General features: G+C 32.7%; 15 protein-coding genes and 1 riboswitch. Of the genes, 13 read left to right on the top strand and 2 right to left on the bottom strand.

Annotated features, from left to right (window positions below):
- Window positions 1-89 precede the first annotated feature (89 nt).
- The 7 genes from ACX6U0_RS03835 to ACX6U0_RS03805 all read left to right on the top strand — a co-directional run bounded on the left by ACX6U0_RS03835 (window position 90) and on the right by ACX6U0_RS03805 (window position 9078).
- Window positions 90-233 carry a hypothetical protein gene (locus tag ACX6U0_RS03835; RefSeq protein ID WP_464958673.1) on the top strand — a complete coding sequence of 48 codons (144 nt, stop codon included), beginning with the start codon at window positions 90-92 and terminating at the stop codon, window positions 231-233.
- A gap of 478 nt (window positions 234-711) precedes the next feature.
- Entirely contained in the window at window positions 712-2253 is a 1542-nt protein-coding gene (miaB, locus tag ACX6U0_RS03830) for a tRNA (N6-isopentenyl adenosine(37)-C2)-methylthiotransferase MiaB (RefSeq protein ID WP_464958672.1), read from the top strand.
- Complete coding sequence (locus ACX6U0_RS03825) at window positions 2253-2702, top strand: YlbF/YmcA family competence regulator (RefSeq protein WP_464958671.1); 450 nt, start codon at window positions 2253-2255, stop codon at window positions 2700-2702. Before miaB ends, ACX6U0_RS03825 begins: the two co-directional genes overlap by 1 nt.
- Before the next feature lie 469 nt (window positions 2703-3171).
- Window positions 3172-3711 (top strand): outer spore coat protein CotE, encoded by a 540-nt coding sequence (gene cotE / locus ACX6U0_RS03820; RefSeq protein ID WP_464958670.1) that lies wholly within the window; start codon window positions 3172-3174, stop codon window positions 3709-3711.
- 144 nt (window positions 3712-3855) lie between these two features.
- Window positions 3856-6504 carry a DNA mismatch repair protein MutS gene (gene mutS, locus ACX6U0_RS03815; protein ID WP_464958669.1) on the top strand — a complete coding sequence of 883 codons (2649 nt, stop codon included), beginning with the start codon at window positions 3856-3858 and terminating at the stop codon, window positions 6502-6504.
- A gap of 51 nt (window positions 6505-6555) precedes the next feature.
- Entirely contained in the window at window positions 6556-8487 is a 1932-nt protein-coding gene (mutL, locus tag ACX6U0_RS03810) for a DNA mismatch repair endonuclease MutL (protein WP_464958668.1), read from the top strand.
- Window positions 8488-8700: 213 nt separating this feature from the next.
- Window positions 8701-9078, top strand: coding sequence for a VOC family protein (locus ACX6U0_RS03805; RefSeq protein ID WP_464958667.1), 378 nt, complete (start codon window positions 8701-8703; stop codon window positions 9076-9078).
- 52 nt (window positions 9079-9130) lie between these two features.
- Here the strand turns inward: ACX6U0_RS03805 and ACX6U0_RS03800 are convergent, their stop codons facing one another.
- Window positions 9131-9616 carry a QueT transporter family protein gene (locus ACX6U0_RS03800; protein ID WP_464958666.1) on the bottom strand — a complete coding sequence of 162 codons (486 nt, stop codon included), beginning with the start codon at window positions 9614-9616 and terminating at the stop codon, window positions 9131-9133.
- Window positions 9617-9621: 5 nt separating this feature from the next.
- Window positions 9622-9666, bottom strand: a riboswitch (PreQ1 riboswitch).
- Window positions 9667-9841: 175 nt separating this feature from the next.
- On the opposite strand from ACX6U0_RS03800, the gene ACX6U0_RS03795 reads away from it, so the two are divergent.
- A complete protein-coding gene (locus ACX6U0_RS03795) occupies window positions 9842-10798 on the top strand; it encodes a carbohydrate kinase family protein (RefSeq protein ID WP_464958665.1) in 957 nt (318 codons plus the stop codon).
- A gap of 85 nt (window positions 10799-10883) precedes the next feature.
- Here ACX6U0_RS03795 and ACX6U0_RS03790 read toward each other — a convergent pair whose 3' ends face one another.
- Window positions 10884-11423: a flavodoxin family protein gene (locus ACX6U0_RS03790; RefSeq protein ID WP_464958664.1), complete on the bottom strand. Its 540-nt coding sequence runs from the start codon at window positions 11421-11423 to the stop codon at window positions 10884-10886.
- A gap of 440 nt (window positions 11424-11863) precedes the next feature.
- Here ACX6U0_RS03790 and hppD point away from each other — a divergent pair, with 440 nt between their 5' ends.
- The 5 genes from hppD to hisC all read left to right on the top strand — a co-directional run bounded on the left by hppD (window position 11864) and on the right by hisC (window position 16904).
- Complete coding sequence (gene hppD, locus ACX6U0_RS03785) at window positions 11864-12979, top strand: 4-hydroxyphenylpyruvate dioxygenase (protein WP_464958663.1); 1116 nt, start codon at window positions 11864-11866, stop codon at window positions 12977-12979.
- Between the two features lie 12 nt (window positions 12980-12991).
- Window positions 12992-13603, top strand: coding sequence for a flavin reductase family protein (locus tag ACX6U0_RS03780; RefSeq protein ID WP_464958662.1), 612 nt, complete (start codon window positions 12992-12994; stop codon window positions 13601-13603).
- A 3-nt stretch (window positions 13604-13606) separates the two neighbouring features.
- Window positions 13607-14503: a fumarylacetoacetate hydrolase family protein gene (locus tag ACX6U0_RS03775; protein ID WP_464958661.1), complete on the top strand. Its 897-nt coding sequence runs from the start codon at window positions 13607-13609 to the stop codon at window positions 14501-14503.
- A gap of 10 nt (window positions 14504-14513) precedes the next feature.
- Window positions 14514-15665, top strand: a complete 1152-nt coding sequence (locus ACX6U0_RS03770; RefSeq protein ID WP_464958660.1) for a homogentisate 1,2-dioxygenase — start codon at window positions 14514-14516, stop codon at window positions 15663-15665.
- A gap of 156 nt (window positions 15666-15821) precedes the next feature.
- Complete coding sequence (hisC, locus tag ACX6U0_RS03765; RefSeq protein WP_464958659.1) at window positions 15822-16904, top strand: histidinol-phosphate transaminase; 1083 nt, start codon at window positions 15822-15824, stop codon at window positions 16902-16904.
- The last annotated feature ends 620 nt before the right edge of the window (window positions 16905-17524 follow it).

Below are 17524 nucleotides of genomic sequence, written 5' to 3'. Positions count from 1 at the left end.
CTCATTTTTGAGGAGTTTTTTTGTTTTTCATACGATGGTATACGGATTTAAGTATCGATGCATAGTATGAAAAACAGGAGATTTTTAGGATGAAAATAAAACAATTCTGTATTGCCTTTTTCTATATTTATTTCTTAACTTTTACATTGAACTTAGTGCTAAAGAGAGCAGTAAGCATTTTATTAGTACTGAAACGGTTCGATTTAAAGGAGAAAATTCATACTGGTCAATAGATTTGCATGAATATTTAATTGGCAATGAAATCAGTTTGGAATCTTTTATCGCATACAAAGGCTCGATTCATTTACTAAATATCCCTTCATCAAGAGCTCATACATTTATATCAGATCAACAATTTAGAGTTCATTAAGCATTTACATTAAATCGTCAAGGTAAATATCATATAAAAACAAATGAATGTTATGGATGTCGAATGCTAAATCATCAAGAGTATATCAATGCTGAGATTCATTGGGGACATAAAATTAGTAATCTAAAATTAAAGAGAGTTAAAACCCAATAAATAATAATGAACTAATAATGAATACCTATAAATGAAAACGGTTTATAGTGAATGACGCTTTTATATCATTTTTATAAGATAATACTTACTGTTTAGACCTTTCTTTTTGCGCAACGTAGATTGTATATTGTAGAATAACGTTATATACTAGAGTAATGTGTAATGTTGCGATGAAAGGAGATTGTTAAATGAACGAACAACAACGCCTTCAAGGCACTAATATAAATAATTCAAAAGATAAAAATGATAAAGATTATAGTAAGTACTTTGAAAAAGTTTATCAAGCTCCTTCCTTAGCTGATGCAAAACGTCGTGGTAAGGAAGAAGTAATGTATGATAGAGGCTTCGAAATACCAGAGGAAATGAGAAATTCTGGTGTTGGTAAGAAGTTTTTAATTCGTACTTACGGATGTCAAATGAATGAGCATGATACAGAAGTTATGGCTGGTATCTTAACTACGATGGGATATGAAGTTGCAACATCTGTGGAGGATGCAGATATTATTCTTTTAAATACTTGTGCGATTCGTGAAAATGCAGAAAACAAAGTATTTGGAGAAATTGGACATTTAAAACCGCTTAAACTTCAAAGACCGGACCTTTTAATCGGTATTTGTGGCTGTATGTCACAAGAGGAAGCAGTCGTAAATCGTATACTTCAAAAACATTCTTTCATAGATATGGTTTTTGGTACTCATAATATTCATAGACTACCATTTATCATTCAAGAAGCTATGTTTAGTAAAGAAATGGTGATTGAAGTATGGTCAAAAGAAGGGGACGTTATTGAGAACCTTCCAAAAGTTCGTCGTGGCGAAATTAAAGCTTGGGTTAATATTATGTATGGTTGCGACAAGTTCTGTACGTATTGTATCGTTCCTTATACGCGTGGTAAAGAGCGTAGTCGTAAACCTGAAGATATTATTAATGAAGTACGTGAACTTGCTCGTTTAGGCTACAAAGAAGTAACACTATTAGGACAAAACGTTAATGCATATGGCAAAGACTTTGAAGATGGGACATACGGTCTTGGTCATTTAATGGATGAAATCCGTAAGATTGGTATTCCTCGTGTACGCTTTACGACAAGTCATCCTCGCGATTTTGATGATCATCTAATTGATGTATTAGCTAAAGGTGGCAATTTAATGCCACATATTCACTTACCTGTACAATCAGGTAGTTCAGAAGTTCTTAAAATGATGTCACGTAAATATGATCGTGAACATTATCTTGGTTTAGTGAAAAAGCTAAAAACTGCAATGCCTAATATCTCATTTACGACAGATATCATTGTAGGTTTCCCAAATGAAACTGATGAACAGTTTGAAGAAACAATGACATTATATGAAGAAGTAGGTTTCGATCTAGCATTCACGTTTATTTATTCACCACGCGAAGGTACGCCTGCTGCGAAAATGATTGATAATGTACCAGAGCATGTGAAAAAGGAACGTTTACAACGTTTAAATGCTGTTGTTAATCAAAAAGCAAACGAATTTAATAAACGATTCGAAGGTCAAATTCTTGAAGTATTAGTAGAAGGTGAAAGTAAGAAAAATCCTGATGTTCTAGCAGGATATACGCCTTACAATAAGCTAGTTAACTTCAAGGGGCCAAAATCTATTGTAGGTCAAATCGTAAAAGTTAAAGTTACAAATGCTAAAACATGGTCATTAGACGGTGAATTAGTAGAAGAGCCAGTAGAAGAACCAGTAGAGGTGAGATAATGGGAAAATTTACAAAAGAAGATATCGTTGCACGTGCTAAAGAATTAGCTGTCATGATTTCTGAAACAGAAGAAGTAGACTTTTTTAAACGAGCTGAAGCTCAAATCAATGAAAGCCAAACTGTTAAAACACATATAGAGCAAATTAAATCATTACAAAAGCAAGCAGTAAATCTTGAACATTGGGGCAAGAAAGAAGCATTGAAAAAAGTGGAACAAGAGCTTGAAGAACTGAATGAACAATTAGAATCAATTCCGATCGTTCAAGAATTTCAATCTTCTCAAGTAGAAGTGAATGACTTACTTCAACTGATTGCACACACAATTTCAAATGGTGTAACAGACGAAATTATTAAATCGACTGGTGGAAACTTATTAAGTGGTGAAACTGGTTCAAAAATTGCAAGCAATGCTGGAGCAGGTTGCTCAACAGATGGCTGCAGTCATTAATAAAAAAGACACAATATGCAATCTAAATGAGATTGCTGTTGTGTCTTTTTTTTGATTTTCTTCATGAAAATTCTTCTATCATTCACCTAAACATCTACTATATTCACTTTTCATATTCATATATAAACGGAAAATAATTAAAAAAAACCTCCTCTGACAATTTCGTTCATACTTGTCTTCAAAACGAAATGTGCATGATCGAGCAATTTTTTCTTCTCTGATCTCTTAAAAAAGTTACGAAAGATACTTCAAAAACTCTTTAAAACATAGGAATGATGCGGTTTCATCATAAATTTAAATGTTTATTTTTTAATTTCTTTAAGAAACAGTCAACTTTATTAGGCACTCGTCATACAATTTATCATCACATGTTTTTTTAACTTGTATAAAAGAATTTTCATGTCATTAACACATTCCGCTAATGTCACGCATAGAATGAAATGAAAATGGAACGAGGAGGGTCACACCTATGTCTGAATACAGAGAGATCATAACGAAGGCAGTCGTAGGAAAAGGCAAGAAATACAATAGAAGCACTCATACAATCACACCAAGTCACACACCATCAAGTATACTAGGCTGCTGGGTTATTAATCATGTATATGATGCTAAAAAAGTAAAAGAAGGAGTAGAGGTATCAGGTAAATATGATATCAATATTTGGTACTCCTATAGTGACAATACGAGAACAGAGGTTGTACAAGAATCAGTAAAATATCATGAGCTGGTAAAATTAAAATACAGAGATGATAATTTTACTGGAGAAGATTGTGAAGTAATTGCAAAATCATTAAAGCATCCTAATTGCTTAGATGCAGTTATCTCACCTAATGGCAATCGCTTTATCGTGACTGTTGAAAAAGAGGTATTAGTTGAAGTTGTGGGTGAAACAAAAGTAGTTGTTGTCGTAGCTCCAGATGGTGCTTACGACGGTGATGATTTCTATGAATTAGATGATGAGTTTGAAGAATTAGATCCAGATTTTATTTTAGATGGCGAAGAAGAATAATGAAGGCTAGGAAGGTGAAACTTCCTAGCTTTTTCTTATTGTTAAAAATAAAAGAAACATTTAACAATACGAGTAAGTAAACGAAAAGCCTTCGTCAAAATGTGATATAATATGCAAAGAATGTTTTTTGATGGAGAGGATAGTATGGCAACTTATACGCCTATGATAGAGCAATATTTAAATATAAAGAAACACTACCAAGATGCATTTTTATTTTTTAGACTTGGTGATTTTTATGAAATGTTTTTTGAAGATGCAATAAAAGCATCAAGAGTTTTAGAAATTACGTTAACTGGACGTGCTGGTGGTTCAGAAGAGAAAATACCGATGTGTGGGGTACCATATCACTCTGCTGCTGGTTATATAGAACAATTAGTAGAAAAAGGATATAAAGTAGCAATATGTGAGCAAGTAGAAGATCCATCTGTTGCAAAAGGTGTTGTTCGACGTGAGGTTGTTCAACTGATTACACCTGGTACTCAAATGGAAGGAAGAACAATTGAAGAGAAACAAAATCATTATATTTCCTCATTGATGGAATTTACACCTACATCATACGGGTTAGTTTGGATTGACCTTACAACTGGTGAAGGAAATGCAATGTTGTTAAAGGGTTCATTAGATGAGGCAGTTTTAAAAATCGCTGCTACTGGGACAAAAGAAGTCGTAGTTGCCGATCATTTTTCTACGAAGGCCATTCAAACGCTTGAAAAAAGTTTTTCAATTACAGTGTCAATTGAAACAAATGATTCATTAACTGAAGAGTTTACAAATGTAGTTAAAACAATTGAACGTGTTGAACTGCAAAAATCTGCGGCAAGATTATTAAACTATTTATCAAAAACGCAAAAACGTACTCTTTCACATTTGCAGCCAATCATTGTCATACACCAGCATGACTTTTTAAATATGGATATGTATTCAATGAGAAATCTGGAATTAGTCGAAACACAACGTTCAAAAAATAAACAAGGATCATTGAATTGGTTATTAGATGAAACAAAAACCGCAATGGGTGGACGTTTACTTAAAAAGTGGATTCAAAGACCGTTAGTAGACGTTAAACAAATAGAAAAACGCTTATCACTTGTTGAACTATTTAATGAAAATTATTTTATACGTGAAGATATTAAAGAACTACTAAAAGGTGTATATGATTTAGAAAGATTAGCAGGAAAGGTTTCGTTTGGTAATGTAAATGCCAGGGACTTATTACAACTGAAGCGTTCACTTCAAAATATTCCTGCGATCAAAGAAACATTAAAAATGATTGATCATGATGAGATTCAATTGTTATTAGACCAAATTGACTCTTGTGATGAACTTGAGGAGCTTTTAGAATCATCAATTGTAGAAGATGCACCTTTATCGATTAAAGAAGGTAACATTATTAAAGATGGTTTTCATAAAACGCTTGATGAATATCGTTTTGTTAGTAAAAATGGGAAAAATTGGCTAATGGAGCTAGAACAACGTGAACGAGACATTACCGGAATTAAGTCACTTAAAATAGGCTATAATCGCATTTTTGGTTACTTTATTGAAGTAACAAGGTCTAATCTGTCACAGCTCCCAGAAGGGCGATATGAACGCAAGCAAACATTAGCAAATGCTGAACGTTTTATAACTGAAGAATTAAAAGAAAAAGAAACATTAATTCTTGAAGCTGAAGAGAAAATGATTGGTTTAGAATACGAATTATTTATTTCGATTCGTGAGCAAGTAAAGCAATATTTAACAAGACTTCAAAAATTAGGACAAGTTATTAGCCAAATAGACGTTTTACAAAGCTTTTCAGTAATAAGTGAAAAATACGGATACGTAAAACCGATATTTACGACTAAACGTGAATATAAGGTTACAAATGGACGACATCCTGTTGTAGAACGAGTATTAACTGAAACTGAATATATTCCAAATGATACAAATTTAGATGAAACAACCCATCAATTATTAATCACTGGGCCAAACATGGCTGGTAAAAGTACGTATATGAAACAAGTTGCTGTCATTAGTATCATGGCTCAAATCGGATGTTTTGTACCAGTTGAGTCTGCGAAAATACCGATCTTTGATCAAATATTTACACGTATCGGTGCAGCGGATGATTTAATTTCGGGACAAAGTACATTTATGGTTGAAATGTTAGAAGCCAACTTTGCCATTACAAACGCGACTGAAAATAGTTTAATTCTATTTGATGAGATTGGAAGAGGTACTTCAACTTATGATGGTATGGCATTAGCACAATCGATGATTGAATATATTCATGATCATATTGGTGCAAAAACTTTATTCTCGACACATTACCATGAACTAACTGTATTAGCAGAACAATTAACACATTTAAAAAACATTCATGTTGCTGCCAAAGAACAAGATGGAAAAGTTTTATTCCTTCATAAAATATTTGAAGGTGCTGCAGATCAAAGCTATGGAATACATGTTGCAGAACTTGCGAATCTTCCTAAAGATGTCATCTCTAGAGCTAAGGAGCTATTAAGTGACTTAGAATCGAACGAGAGACAAATTACAAAAGAAGAACGTAAAAAACAAGACTTTCTTTCTAGTGGTATTGTGAGAGAATTAAATGGAAATGAACAAACACTTGACGGATCGAATGATGATTCCGAGGCGCAGTTAAGCTTTTTTGATGTTGAGAAACCGAAGATGAAGGAAATGAAAAAAGAACATCCAGTCATAGATCAATTAAAAAAGGTAAATTTATTAGAATTGAATCCAATGGAAGCATTTAATTTATTATACGAATTACAAAAAGAAGTAAAGAAATAATCAACAAGGCCGAACGTGGCCTTTCTTTTTATTTTGGAAAGGAGGAAACAAATGTCTAAAATTAAAAAATTGGATGAAATCCTTGCCAATCAAATTGCAGCAGGTGAAGTAGTAGAACGACCAGCATCTGTTGTGAAGGAATTGCTTGAAAATTCAATTGATGCAAAAAGTACACGAATATCGATTGAAATAAATGACGGTGGACTCTCTAGAATTTTTATAAGTGATAATGGAGAAGGGATGTCTAAAGAAGATAGTATACTCGCTTTTGAACGTCATGCAACAAGTAAAATCAAAAATGAAAATGACTTATTTCGAATTCGAACATTAGGATTTCGTGGTGAAGCATTACCTAGTATTGCGTCTGTTAGTTATGTGACCGTAAAAACATCAACTTCTGATGGCCCAGGTATTGAAACGATTCTTAAAGGTGGCATTTTACAATCGCAAAATGAAATCGCAAAATCAACTGGAACAAGTATAGATGTTTCTAATTTATTTTTTAATACACCTGCTCGGTTGAAATATATGAGAACGGTTCAAACTGAATTAAGTAATGTGACTGATGTAGTATATAGACTTGCTCTTGCCAATCCAACAATTGCAATTGATTTAAAACATAATGATAAATACATGTTTAGAAGTAATGGAAATGGAGACGCAAGACAAATCTTAGCATCATTATACGGACTTCAAATTGCTAAAAACATGGTCCATTTTGAAGCTGAATCATTAGACTTTCAAGTAGATGGCTATTTATCAATGCCCGAATATACTCGAGCATCAAGAAACTATTTATCAATCTATGTAAATGGCCGATATGTTAAACATTATGGAGTTAATAAATCGATTTCGGAAGGCTACCATACTTTACTTCCAATCGGTAGATTTCCTATTGTTGCACTATTTATTAAAATGGATCCCCAATTGGTAGATGTAAATGTTCATCCTACAAAGCAAGAAGTACGTTTTAGTAAAGAAGAGCAGTTATATACATTAATCAGAGAAAGTATCCAAAAAGTATTTAGAAGTAGATCGTTAATTCCAGAAATAACAAGATCAGCTCCAAAAGAAAAGGTGTTAAGTGAACAATCTACATTTAGTTTTGAACATACAACGAAAGATGATGTAGAAAAGAGCTTGCCGTTTTCATTACAAAATGATTCTATGAATCGTTCAAACCTGCAATCAGAAAAGATATTTGAAGAAACGTCAAGTAGTCAGGAAATAAATGATTTCATTGAATCAGAAATTCAAGCTGATTATGAAAGCCAATATTTTCAATCATTTTATTCAAATGAAAACGAAAATGACGCGCTTAATAGAGAAGAGATAAAAAGTAAAACTGTTGAAACAACTGTCTTCATTGACAATGATCTTGAAGAAGAACAATCTGTCGATCAGTTACCTCCACTTTATCCAATTGGACAAATGCATGGTACTTATATTGTTGCTCAAAATGAAAATGGCTTATATTTAGTTGACCAACATGCTGCTCAGGAACGAATTTACTATGAATACTTTAAAGAAAAGATTGGTGAAATTGCAGCGGAATTACAAACCTTATTGATTCCAATAACGTTTGATGTTTCACCTGAGCAAGCTATTCTGTTAGATCAATACACTGATGAACTAAGAGAAGTGGGATTGTTTATTGAGAAATTTGGAAGTAATAGCTATGTGATAAGAGAACATCCAAATTGGTTTCCAGAAGGACAAGAAGAAACTTTAATTGATGAGATGATCCAAGAGTTATTAAAACGAGGGACAATTAATATCAAAAAACTACGTGAAGAAAAAGCCATCATGATGAGTTGTAAAGCTTCAATTAAAGCGAATCAATTTATTACCAATGATGAAATTTTCAGGTTGCTAGAATCACTTAGGAAATCAACAAACCCTTTTACATGTCCGCATGGTCGACCAATTGTGGTACATTTTAGTTCATATGAGCTTGAGAAAATGTTTAAACGTGTAATGTAACTTAAGAAATTAAGTCTTCTATTTTTTTATCCTATATAATGTGACGACTCAAGTAATTGAGTCGTTTTTATATGAAGAAACTGAGTTCATTACTAGTTAAGTGCTTTTCGTAATTGAGTTTTTGCATTTTTATTTGCGACATTGTTTTGTCAAAATCTGTTTGTTATACTAAATTTTAGTCAGACTATTATCAAATAGAGGAGAAAGATTACAATGATTAATAAAATTGGTAAAGTTACTATATACGTACAGGATCAAGAAGCTGCGAAGGATTTTTGGATTAATAAAGTTGGCTTCGTATTAAAGCATGAGATGCCAATGGGACCAGATGCTAAGTGGATTGAAGTTGGACCAAGTGAAGATGAATTTACGACATTAGTTTTATATTCAAAATCATCAATGCAACAATTTAAACCAGAAAAGGTTTCACATCCATCTGTATTATTCAGTACGAGTGACATAGAATCTGCCTACAAACAAATGCAAGAAAATGGTGTAAAGGTTGATGACATGTTAAGAATGCCATTTGGAACAATGTTCTCATTTTATGATCAAGATGGAAATGATTATTTATTAAGAGAAGACAAATAAGAGAACTACATAAAAAAAGAGTTGCCTATTAAAGGGCAACTCTTTTTACATGTTAGATTAGTTTCTCAAAATTAACACGTTTATTTAAGTAATACATAACTGGAATACCTACGACCATGACAACAAATTCTCCAACTGCAGTCGTTAAATATGTGATTGGGAATGGTAATCCAAATGCTAATTTTAATTCTATCGCAATTAAGAACATAGAAACCGTAAAGACAATTGTATTCACGATCATTCTTGGAATAATACCTTTGATAAATTTTGAAGTAATGATTGTAATGAACAATGAAATAACGGTTTGTCCGACTCCGAATATTAAATCATAAGCTACCATTGGTGAAAAGAAAAAATTTGCAAGAATAACTCCTAATACAATTCCTAAGAAATATTTTTTATTAAATACTATTAGGTGGTTAAATATTTCTGAAAGGCGGAATTGTATATTCGAAAATCCGAATGGTTGCACAAAAAAGGTAACTGCAATATATAAAGCAGCAAAAACGCCGTTTATCGCAATCGTTTTTATTTTCATCATATTTCTCCTTAGTTTTTTTTCGTGGGAGGGTTACGAACCACGTATATTAACAAACAAGATTTTATTTTATCTGTATGTATAGTATACGTCAAGGGCTAAATGAATTAATTATAAAAAAATGCAAGATTTTCTATTAATAAACGTATGGGTTTTATGGTATATTTAAATAATGTATATTATTAAATTTTATTAATTTTTTATTTGTGTGAGAGGACTGAAGGCATGACCAATAGTAATAACCCTTATATTTTAGTTTTTGGGGTTTCAATATGTGATATTATCGGATTTACAAAGAAAAATTATCGTCCATATGATTCTAACCCAGGTAGCGTGAAAGTTTCATTTGGTGGGGTTTGCAGAAATATTGCAGAAAATATGGCGAAAATTGGACTAAATACAAAATTTATTTCAGTCGTAGGGAACGATATGAATGGAATGAATATGTTAGAACATGCTAAAAAAATTAGTATGGATATGAGTGAAAGCTTGATTATTGAAGGAGAAGCAACTCCCACATATTTAGCTATTTTAGATGAAAGTGGAGAAATGGTTTCCGCGGTTGTAGACTTAACGATAACGAACAACTTTACAAAAGAATTTATACTAACAAAAGCCGATGTTATTCGTAATGCTGACTATATGGTAGTAGATGCTGATAATCCAAGCACTCTTCAATTTTTATTAACAGAATTTCATCAAGAAACAAATTTTATTCTTGATCCTGTATCAGCTGCAAAGGCTTGCAAAATTAAGGATACAATTCAATATTTTCATACAGTTAAACCAAATAGACATGAAGCGGAAGTATTATGTGGATTTGAAATTGGGTCGATTTCTGATGTCCGAAAGGCTGGAGAACATTTTAGGCAAAAAGGTGTCAAAAATGTATTTATTAGTTTAGATGCAGAAGGAATCTATTACCACAATGGTGTAGAAGAAGGCATATTAAAGGCCAAAGGAGTATCAGTTGTGAATGTAACAGGAGCAGGAGATGCACTTGTAGCTGGAATAGGATATGGCTATATGAATCAATTGAGTATGGCGGATACGGTTAAATATGCTGTGACAATGTCATCAATTGCTATTTCACATGTTGATACAATTAACCCTAAAATGTGCACGGATTTTGTTTTACATCATATGAACGAATTAGAGTGGGAACATACTACATTTAATTAAAAAGTAATGTTGTAGTGGTATTCACTATATTTCTATAAGAGCCCACTTAAAAATACCCTTACAACTATGTAAGGGTATTTTTTATTTAATTTTCATTTTTTAATTTCAAATTTAGTGCCTTTGCTTGATGAATTGCGTTAGCATCCAATCTAATATCACTAGGGGAATTAGCTTTACCAATTATATGTCCTTCAAATGATGCGCCTACAAATTCAAAAATATGCTTAAATTGTAAAATTAGGGGTAATGCCTTTAGACTTGGATTATCACCACCAACTATTACTACATACATTTTTTTTGCTTTCATTCTTTCTGCAAAATTTAAATCTTTATCTCTTAAGCTTTGAGACCAGCGATCAATAAAATTTTTCATCTGTCCACTCATGCCGTACCAATATAAAGGTGTCGAAAAAATAATCGTATCGTGTTCAAGCATCTCCTTACTAATTTCTGCATAATCATCATCAACTGGTTGAAAACCTAATTCCGCATGTCTTTGATCATTGATTGGTCGTATATTTTTCGTTCGCAATTGGACCTCAGAGACTGAAATACCTTCTGTAATCATTTTTGTCAGTTGTTCCGTATTACCATTTTCTCTTGAACTACCATGAATAATAAACATGTTTATTTCACTCCATTTCCTTCAAGTATATACATATATTTCCTAACTGATATTATGAACTAAATAAGCAGTAGAATAAAGTAATGTATCTTATTGGGTGTAAACAAACCTACATTTTTGAATAATATAAAACGACAGAAATTTCATATAATTTGATTTTTTTGAAGGAATTACTAAAAAGATGTAGAACTACTTCTATTAGTCGCTACTATAAAAAAATATAAAATGTATCATTGATTGATCCTAATATTCATATAGTAGTAAAGGTTGTTTGTTAGAAAAAGGAGGAATGTCCATAACATCATAAATGATACTCTTTTGAATAATCATACAATGATAATGTTTTTTTTATGTAGTTTATTTATTTTGTAAGCGTTTACTTAAAGTTCTTACATAGTTTTTTTCTTCACAAAAATCGTAATTTATAGGAGGAAATCAAAATGAAACAAAATGAATTAACACAAGCAAAAAATAGCTATGATATCTTTCCGGTTCAAGAAGTACATCATTTAGAATTGTATGTGGGTAATGCTAAACAAACAGCTTATTTTTTTGCGAACACTTTTGGATTTACACCAGTTGCATATTCAGGATTAGAAACAAAAGTACGTGACAAAGTTTCTTATGTTTTAAAACAAGGTAGCATTCGTCTTGTCATTACAGGAACTTTAAAAGAAGATTCTAAAATTGCTGAATTTGTAAAAAAACATGGTGATGGCGTTAAAGATATCGCCTTAATCGTAGATGATATTGAAAAAGCATATCAAGGTGCGGTAAGTCGAGGAGCTATTAAAATCTTACCTCCAACCGAAGTTAGTGATGAGTATGGTACAGTGAAAAAAGCTGTAATCGGTACTTATGGTGATACAATTCATACATTAATTGAGAAAAAAGACTATAAAGGTGTATTCTTACCAGGATATAAAGATCGTGCATTTACAATCCCTGTAAATGAAACAGGATTAATTGCTGTAGATCACGTTGTTGGAAATGTTGAAAAAATGGAAGAATGGGTTGCTTATTATGAAAATGTAATGGGATTCCAATCAATGATTCATTTTGATGATGATGATATCAGTACTGAGTATTCAGCACTAATGTCTAAAGTTATGACAAATGGAAGCCGCATTAAATTCCCAATTAACGAACCAGCTGAAGGAAAACGTAAATCACAAATTCAGGAGTATTTAGACTATAACAATGGACCTGGTGTACAGCATTTAGCTCTTTTAACTGAAGATATCGTTGATACTGTTACGAAGCTAAGAGCATTAGGTGTTGAATTCTTAAAAACGCCAGATTCATATTATGATATGTTAACAGAACGTGTAGGTAAAATTGATGAAGATATTGAAAAACTAAGAGAATTAAAGATTTTAGTAGACCGCGATGATGAAGGCTATTTATTACAAATTTTCACTCGTCCAGTCGTTGATCGTCCAACATTATTTATTGAAATTATTCAACGTAAAGGTGCTAAAGGATTTGGTGATGGAAACTTTAAGGCATTATTTGAATCTATTGAACGTGAACAAGCGATGCGAGGAAATCTATAAGGGGCTGTCACAATGGAAATTAGACCGGATACTTTACCATGGCAAGATGCTTATAAGCTGTTGATTGGTTCAGTTTTACCACGTCCAATTGCTTTTGTGTCAACAAAGAATACTGAAGGTGTAGCGAATGTTGCACCTTTTAGTTTCTTTACAGCAATTTGTGCTGATCCAATGCTCGTATGTTTTGCTCCAATGATTCGTGGAACAGACGGTGATAAAAAAGACACGCTTAAGAATATTGAAAGCACAAAAGAATTTATTATTAATATTGTGAGTGAAGAAATTTGCGAACAAGTAAATCAAGCTGCAACTGATTTTGCTTATGGAATAGATGAATTCGAAATGGTTGGACTGACTAAAATAGATGGTACAACAGTGAATGTTCCAAGAGTAAAAGAAAGTTTAGTAGGACTAGAATGTGAACTTTTTGAGCTATTACATTTTGGTGAAAACAAAGGTGCTGGTAGCTTAGTTATTGGTAAAGTTGTGAATGTACATGTGAATGATGATTTATATGAAAATGGCAAAATCAATACTGAAAAGTTAAATCCAGTTGGACGATTGGCTGGTCACTCATATACGAAAGCAATTACAGACACATTTGCGATTGAAAGAAAAAGGTGAATTATGAAATTTATTACATTTTTATATGAAGGAAAAGAGAAAGCAGGAATATTAGTAGATGACCAAGTGCTTGATATTAATAAATTGAGCAATGGTAAAATTCCATCTGATTTACTATCTATTCTAGAAAACTATGATGAATATAAAAATGAAATCGCTGAATTAACAGGAGAAGGAATTCCACTTTCTTCTGTTGAATTACGATCACCACTGCCAAAGCCGTCTAGTATTCGTGATTTTTATGCCTTTGAGGAACATGTTAAAACATCTCGAGGTAGACGTGGTTTAGAAATGATCCCTGAATGGTATGAAGTACCAGTATTCTATTTCACGAATCATAGAGCTGTAATTGGACCGGAGGATCGTGTATTTATTCCGTCTAATTGTCAGCGAATGGACTATGAATTAGAGATTGCTTGTATTATCGGAAAATCAGGAAGTAATATTTCGGTTGATGAAGCAGATGATTTTATTTTAGGGTACACAATTATGAATGACTGGAGTGCTAGAGATCTTCAAGCGCATGAAATGAAGGTCGGTCTAGGCCCATCTAAAGGTAAGGATTTTGCAACATCACTTGGACCATGGATTGTAACGAAAGATGAGATTGAACAATATAGAAAGAATAAAAGCTATGATTTGGAGATGACTGCCTCAATAAATGGAAAAGTCATTTCTAATGGTAATTTTTCTTCGATCTATTACTCATTTTCAGAATTAATTTCACATGCATCAAAAAATGTCACCTTATATCCTGGAGATGTCATCGGGTCAGGAACAGTTGGTACAGGGTGCATTTTAGAGCTAGGTGAAGAGAAGCATAGATGGTTAGAAGATGGTGATGAGGTAGAACTTAAGATCACTGGTTTAGGAACGCTAAGAAATATCGTTAGGAAGTGAGGGGAAGATATTGTATTATCGCACTTTAGGTTCAGTACCAAGAAAAAGGCATATTCAATTTAAAAAAGAAGACGGAACTCTATTTAGAGAACAGGTAATGGGGACAAAAGGATTTTCCGGTACACAATCTATTTTGTATCATCACCATATGCCTACTTCAGTAAGTGAAACTTCATTTTACAAATCACTTAATATCGAGTTTGAAGAGCAATCCTCTTTACAACATCGTCATATTAGAACAAATAATATAGAGAAAACTGGCGATGCATTAGAAGGAAGAGTGTACGTATTAGGTAATTCAGATCTATTAATCGCTGTTTGTAATGTTACGGAAGAAAGTCAAAACTTTTATCGCAATGGTGAAGGTGATGAAATGTTATTCGTACATTATGGTACTGGTGAACTTCAAACGATGTTTGGAACAATTAGGTACAGAAAAGGTGATTATTTAATGATTCCGATTGGGACAATTTACAAGCTTGTACCAACTTCGGATACAAAATTATTAATTGTTGAATCAAACTCTCAGCTGACTACGCCAAGACGTTATCGAAATGAATATGGACAAATGCTTGAGCATAGCCCATTTTGTGAGCGTGATTTTAGAGGACCTGAATCATTAGAGACATTTGATGAAAAAGGTGAATTTACTGTATTAACAAGGGCGAGAGGAAATTTATATAAACATGTATTAACGCATCATCCGTTTGATGTAGTTGGTTGGGATGGTTATTTATATCCTTGGGCATTTAATATAGAGGACTTTGAACCAATCACTGGTAGAATTCACCAGCCACCTCCTGTTCATCAAACATTTGAAGGACATAATTTTGTTGTTTGTTCGTTTGTTCCAAGATTATACGATTACCATCCAGAAGCAATTCCTGCACCATATGTTCATAGTAATGTAAATAGTGACGAAGTACTTTACTATGTAGAAGGTAATTTTATGAGTAGAAAAGGAATTGAACAAGAATCAATTACCCTTCATCCGTCTGGCATTCCACATGGACCTCATCCAGGAAAAACAGAAGGAAGTATTGGCAAAAAAGAAACATTAGAACTTGCAGTTATGATTGATACATTTAAACCACTTTATGTTGTGAAGGATGCCCATGCCTATGAGGATCCAGCTTATATGAGTAGTTGGATAGAAAAGTAGAGTCTTATGATTCTACTTTTTATTTGAAGAGCGGAACAAGATCTTAGAATTAATTTTTAGAAAACTCGGGGCAAATAAAACTAGATAAACAACATATGAATATGTTAAACTAGCAACATTATACAAAAATTTTGAATATGAAAAGGAGATTTTTGCATGTATGTGAAACCACAAATTTTGACACTTCAAGCTTATAAACCAGGAAAACCTAGTGAAGTAGTCATGAGAGAATATGGTCTCGATAAGGTTGTAAAACTTGCTTCAAATGAAAATCCGTTTGGTTGTTCTCCTAAAGTATTTGAAGAATTAAGAAATGTAGTCAGTAAATTTGCCATTTATCCTGATGGCGCAACAGAGATATTAAGTGAAAAAGTTGCAAGTTTTCTAGGGGTAGTACCTAATCAATTAATCTTCGGAAGCGGTGCAGATGAAGTCATTCAAATGATTAGTAGAGCCTTATTAACAAAAGAACATAATATTGTACAAGCTTCTCTTACTTTCTCCCAATATTCGCATCACGCAGTAATTGAAGGAGCAGAGGTTAGAAGTGTACCACTTGTAAATGGGGTACATGATTTAGATGAAATGCTTGAACAGGTTGACCAAAATACGAAAATAGTTTGGATTTGTAATCCAAATAACCCTACAGGCACATACATTAATACACGCCAATTAACAGCGTTTTTAGAGAATGTTCCATCTTCAACATTTGTTGTTGTAGATGAAGCATATTTTGAATATGTATCTGCATCTGATTACCCTAAGACAATCTCATTATTAAATAAATATGAGAATTTAATTGTCTTACGTACTTTCTCGAAAGCATATGGCCTAGCATCCTTCCGTATTGGATATGGCGTAGCAAATAGTAAGCTAATTGAAGAAATTAATATTGCTAGACTACCATTTAACACATCAATGGTTGCTCAGGTTGCAGCGATAGCTTCACTAGAGGACCAAGTATTTATTCAAAATTGTGTTCAACAAAACAAAAAAGGTATGGAGCAATATACCGCATTTTTTGATGCATATGGTATCGAATACTATCCATCCCAAGCTAACTTTATTTACGTTCCAGTATCAAATAGCCAAGAAATCTTTACTCAGTTAGAATCAAAAGGCTATATTATTCGCGCATTCCCGAACGGAATCCGCATTACAATTGGAACTGCAGCGGAAAATGAAGGATTAATCTTACACTTAAAAGCGATCTTAACAGACAAGTCTGCTATTAAATAAGAAATAAGCTTATCTATACCAATAATGTATTAAATTCATTTTAAGAAAATAAATAATTAATTTTCCAAGTAATTAGAAGACCAATTCATATGATTTGGTCTTCTTTTTTTTGAATTTATTTTTAAAATATAAATTTGAACGAATTACAACGAAATTATATTTTGACTTCTTAAAATCACAAGATTAATAGTCTGTAATATAAAACGGATATTTTAAGAGTTTATGAATGCTAAGATTATTAAGATTGGTTTTCTTAGAATCCACCCATTATCACAAACGGATTGGAACGGAAGGTGCTCGACTCCTGTGGGAGATGCGGGAAGGCTGAGACCCCGGAGGCGTGCCGAGGAGGCTCAGCTCACGCCCCACGGAAAGCGAGCATCCTGGAGTGGAAATCAACGCATTCTCTTATTTTTTAAGCCTTTCTTTATCACTTGTATTTTTGTATCTATTATTTAAAAGAGTTTTTTACCAAAAAATGGAATTGATTAGTAGGAGGGTAAAAATGTCTAGTAATGTAATAATAATTTTAATATTGTTAGCAAACATTTTCTTTGTAAATTTATTTGCCTTTTTTATTTATAGAAAATCAAAGAATCTATACCTTGCAGCATTTATCA

It is taken from the genome of Gottfriedia sp. ABJ_BB2_2, assembly GCF_055484705.1.
Note: the sequence above shows the minus strand (reverse complement) of the source record. Positions and strands in the feature narration are given on the sequence as shown.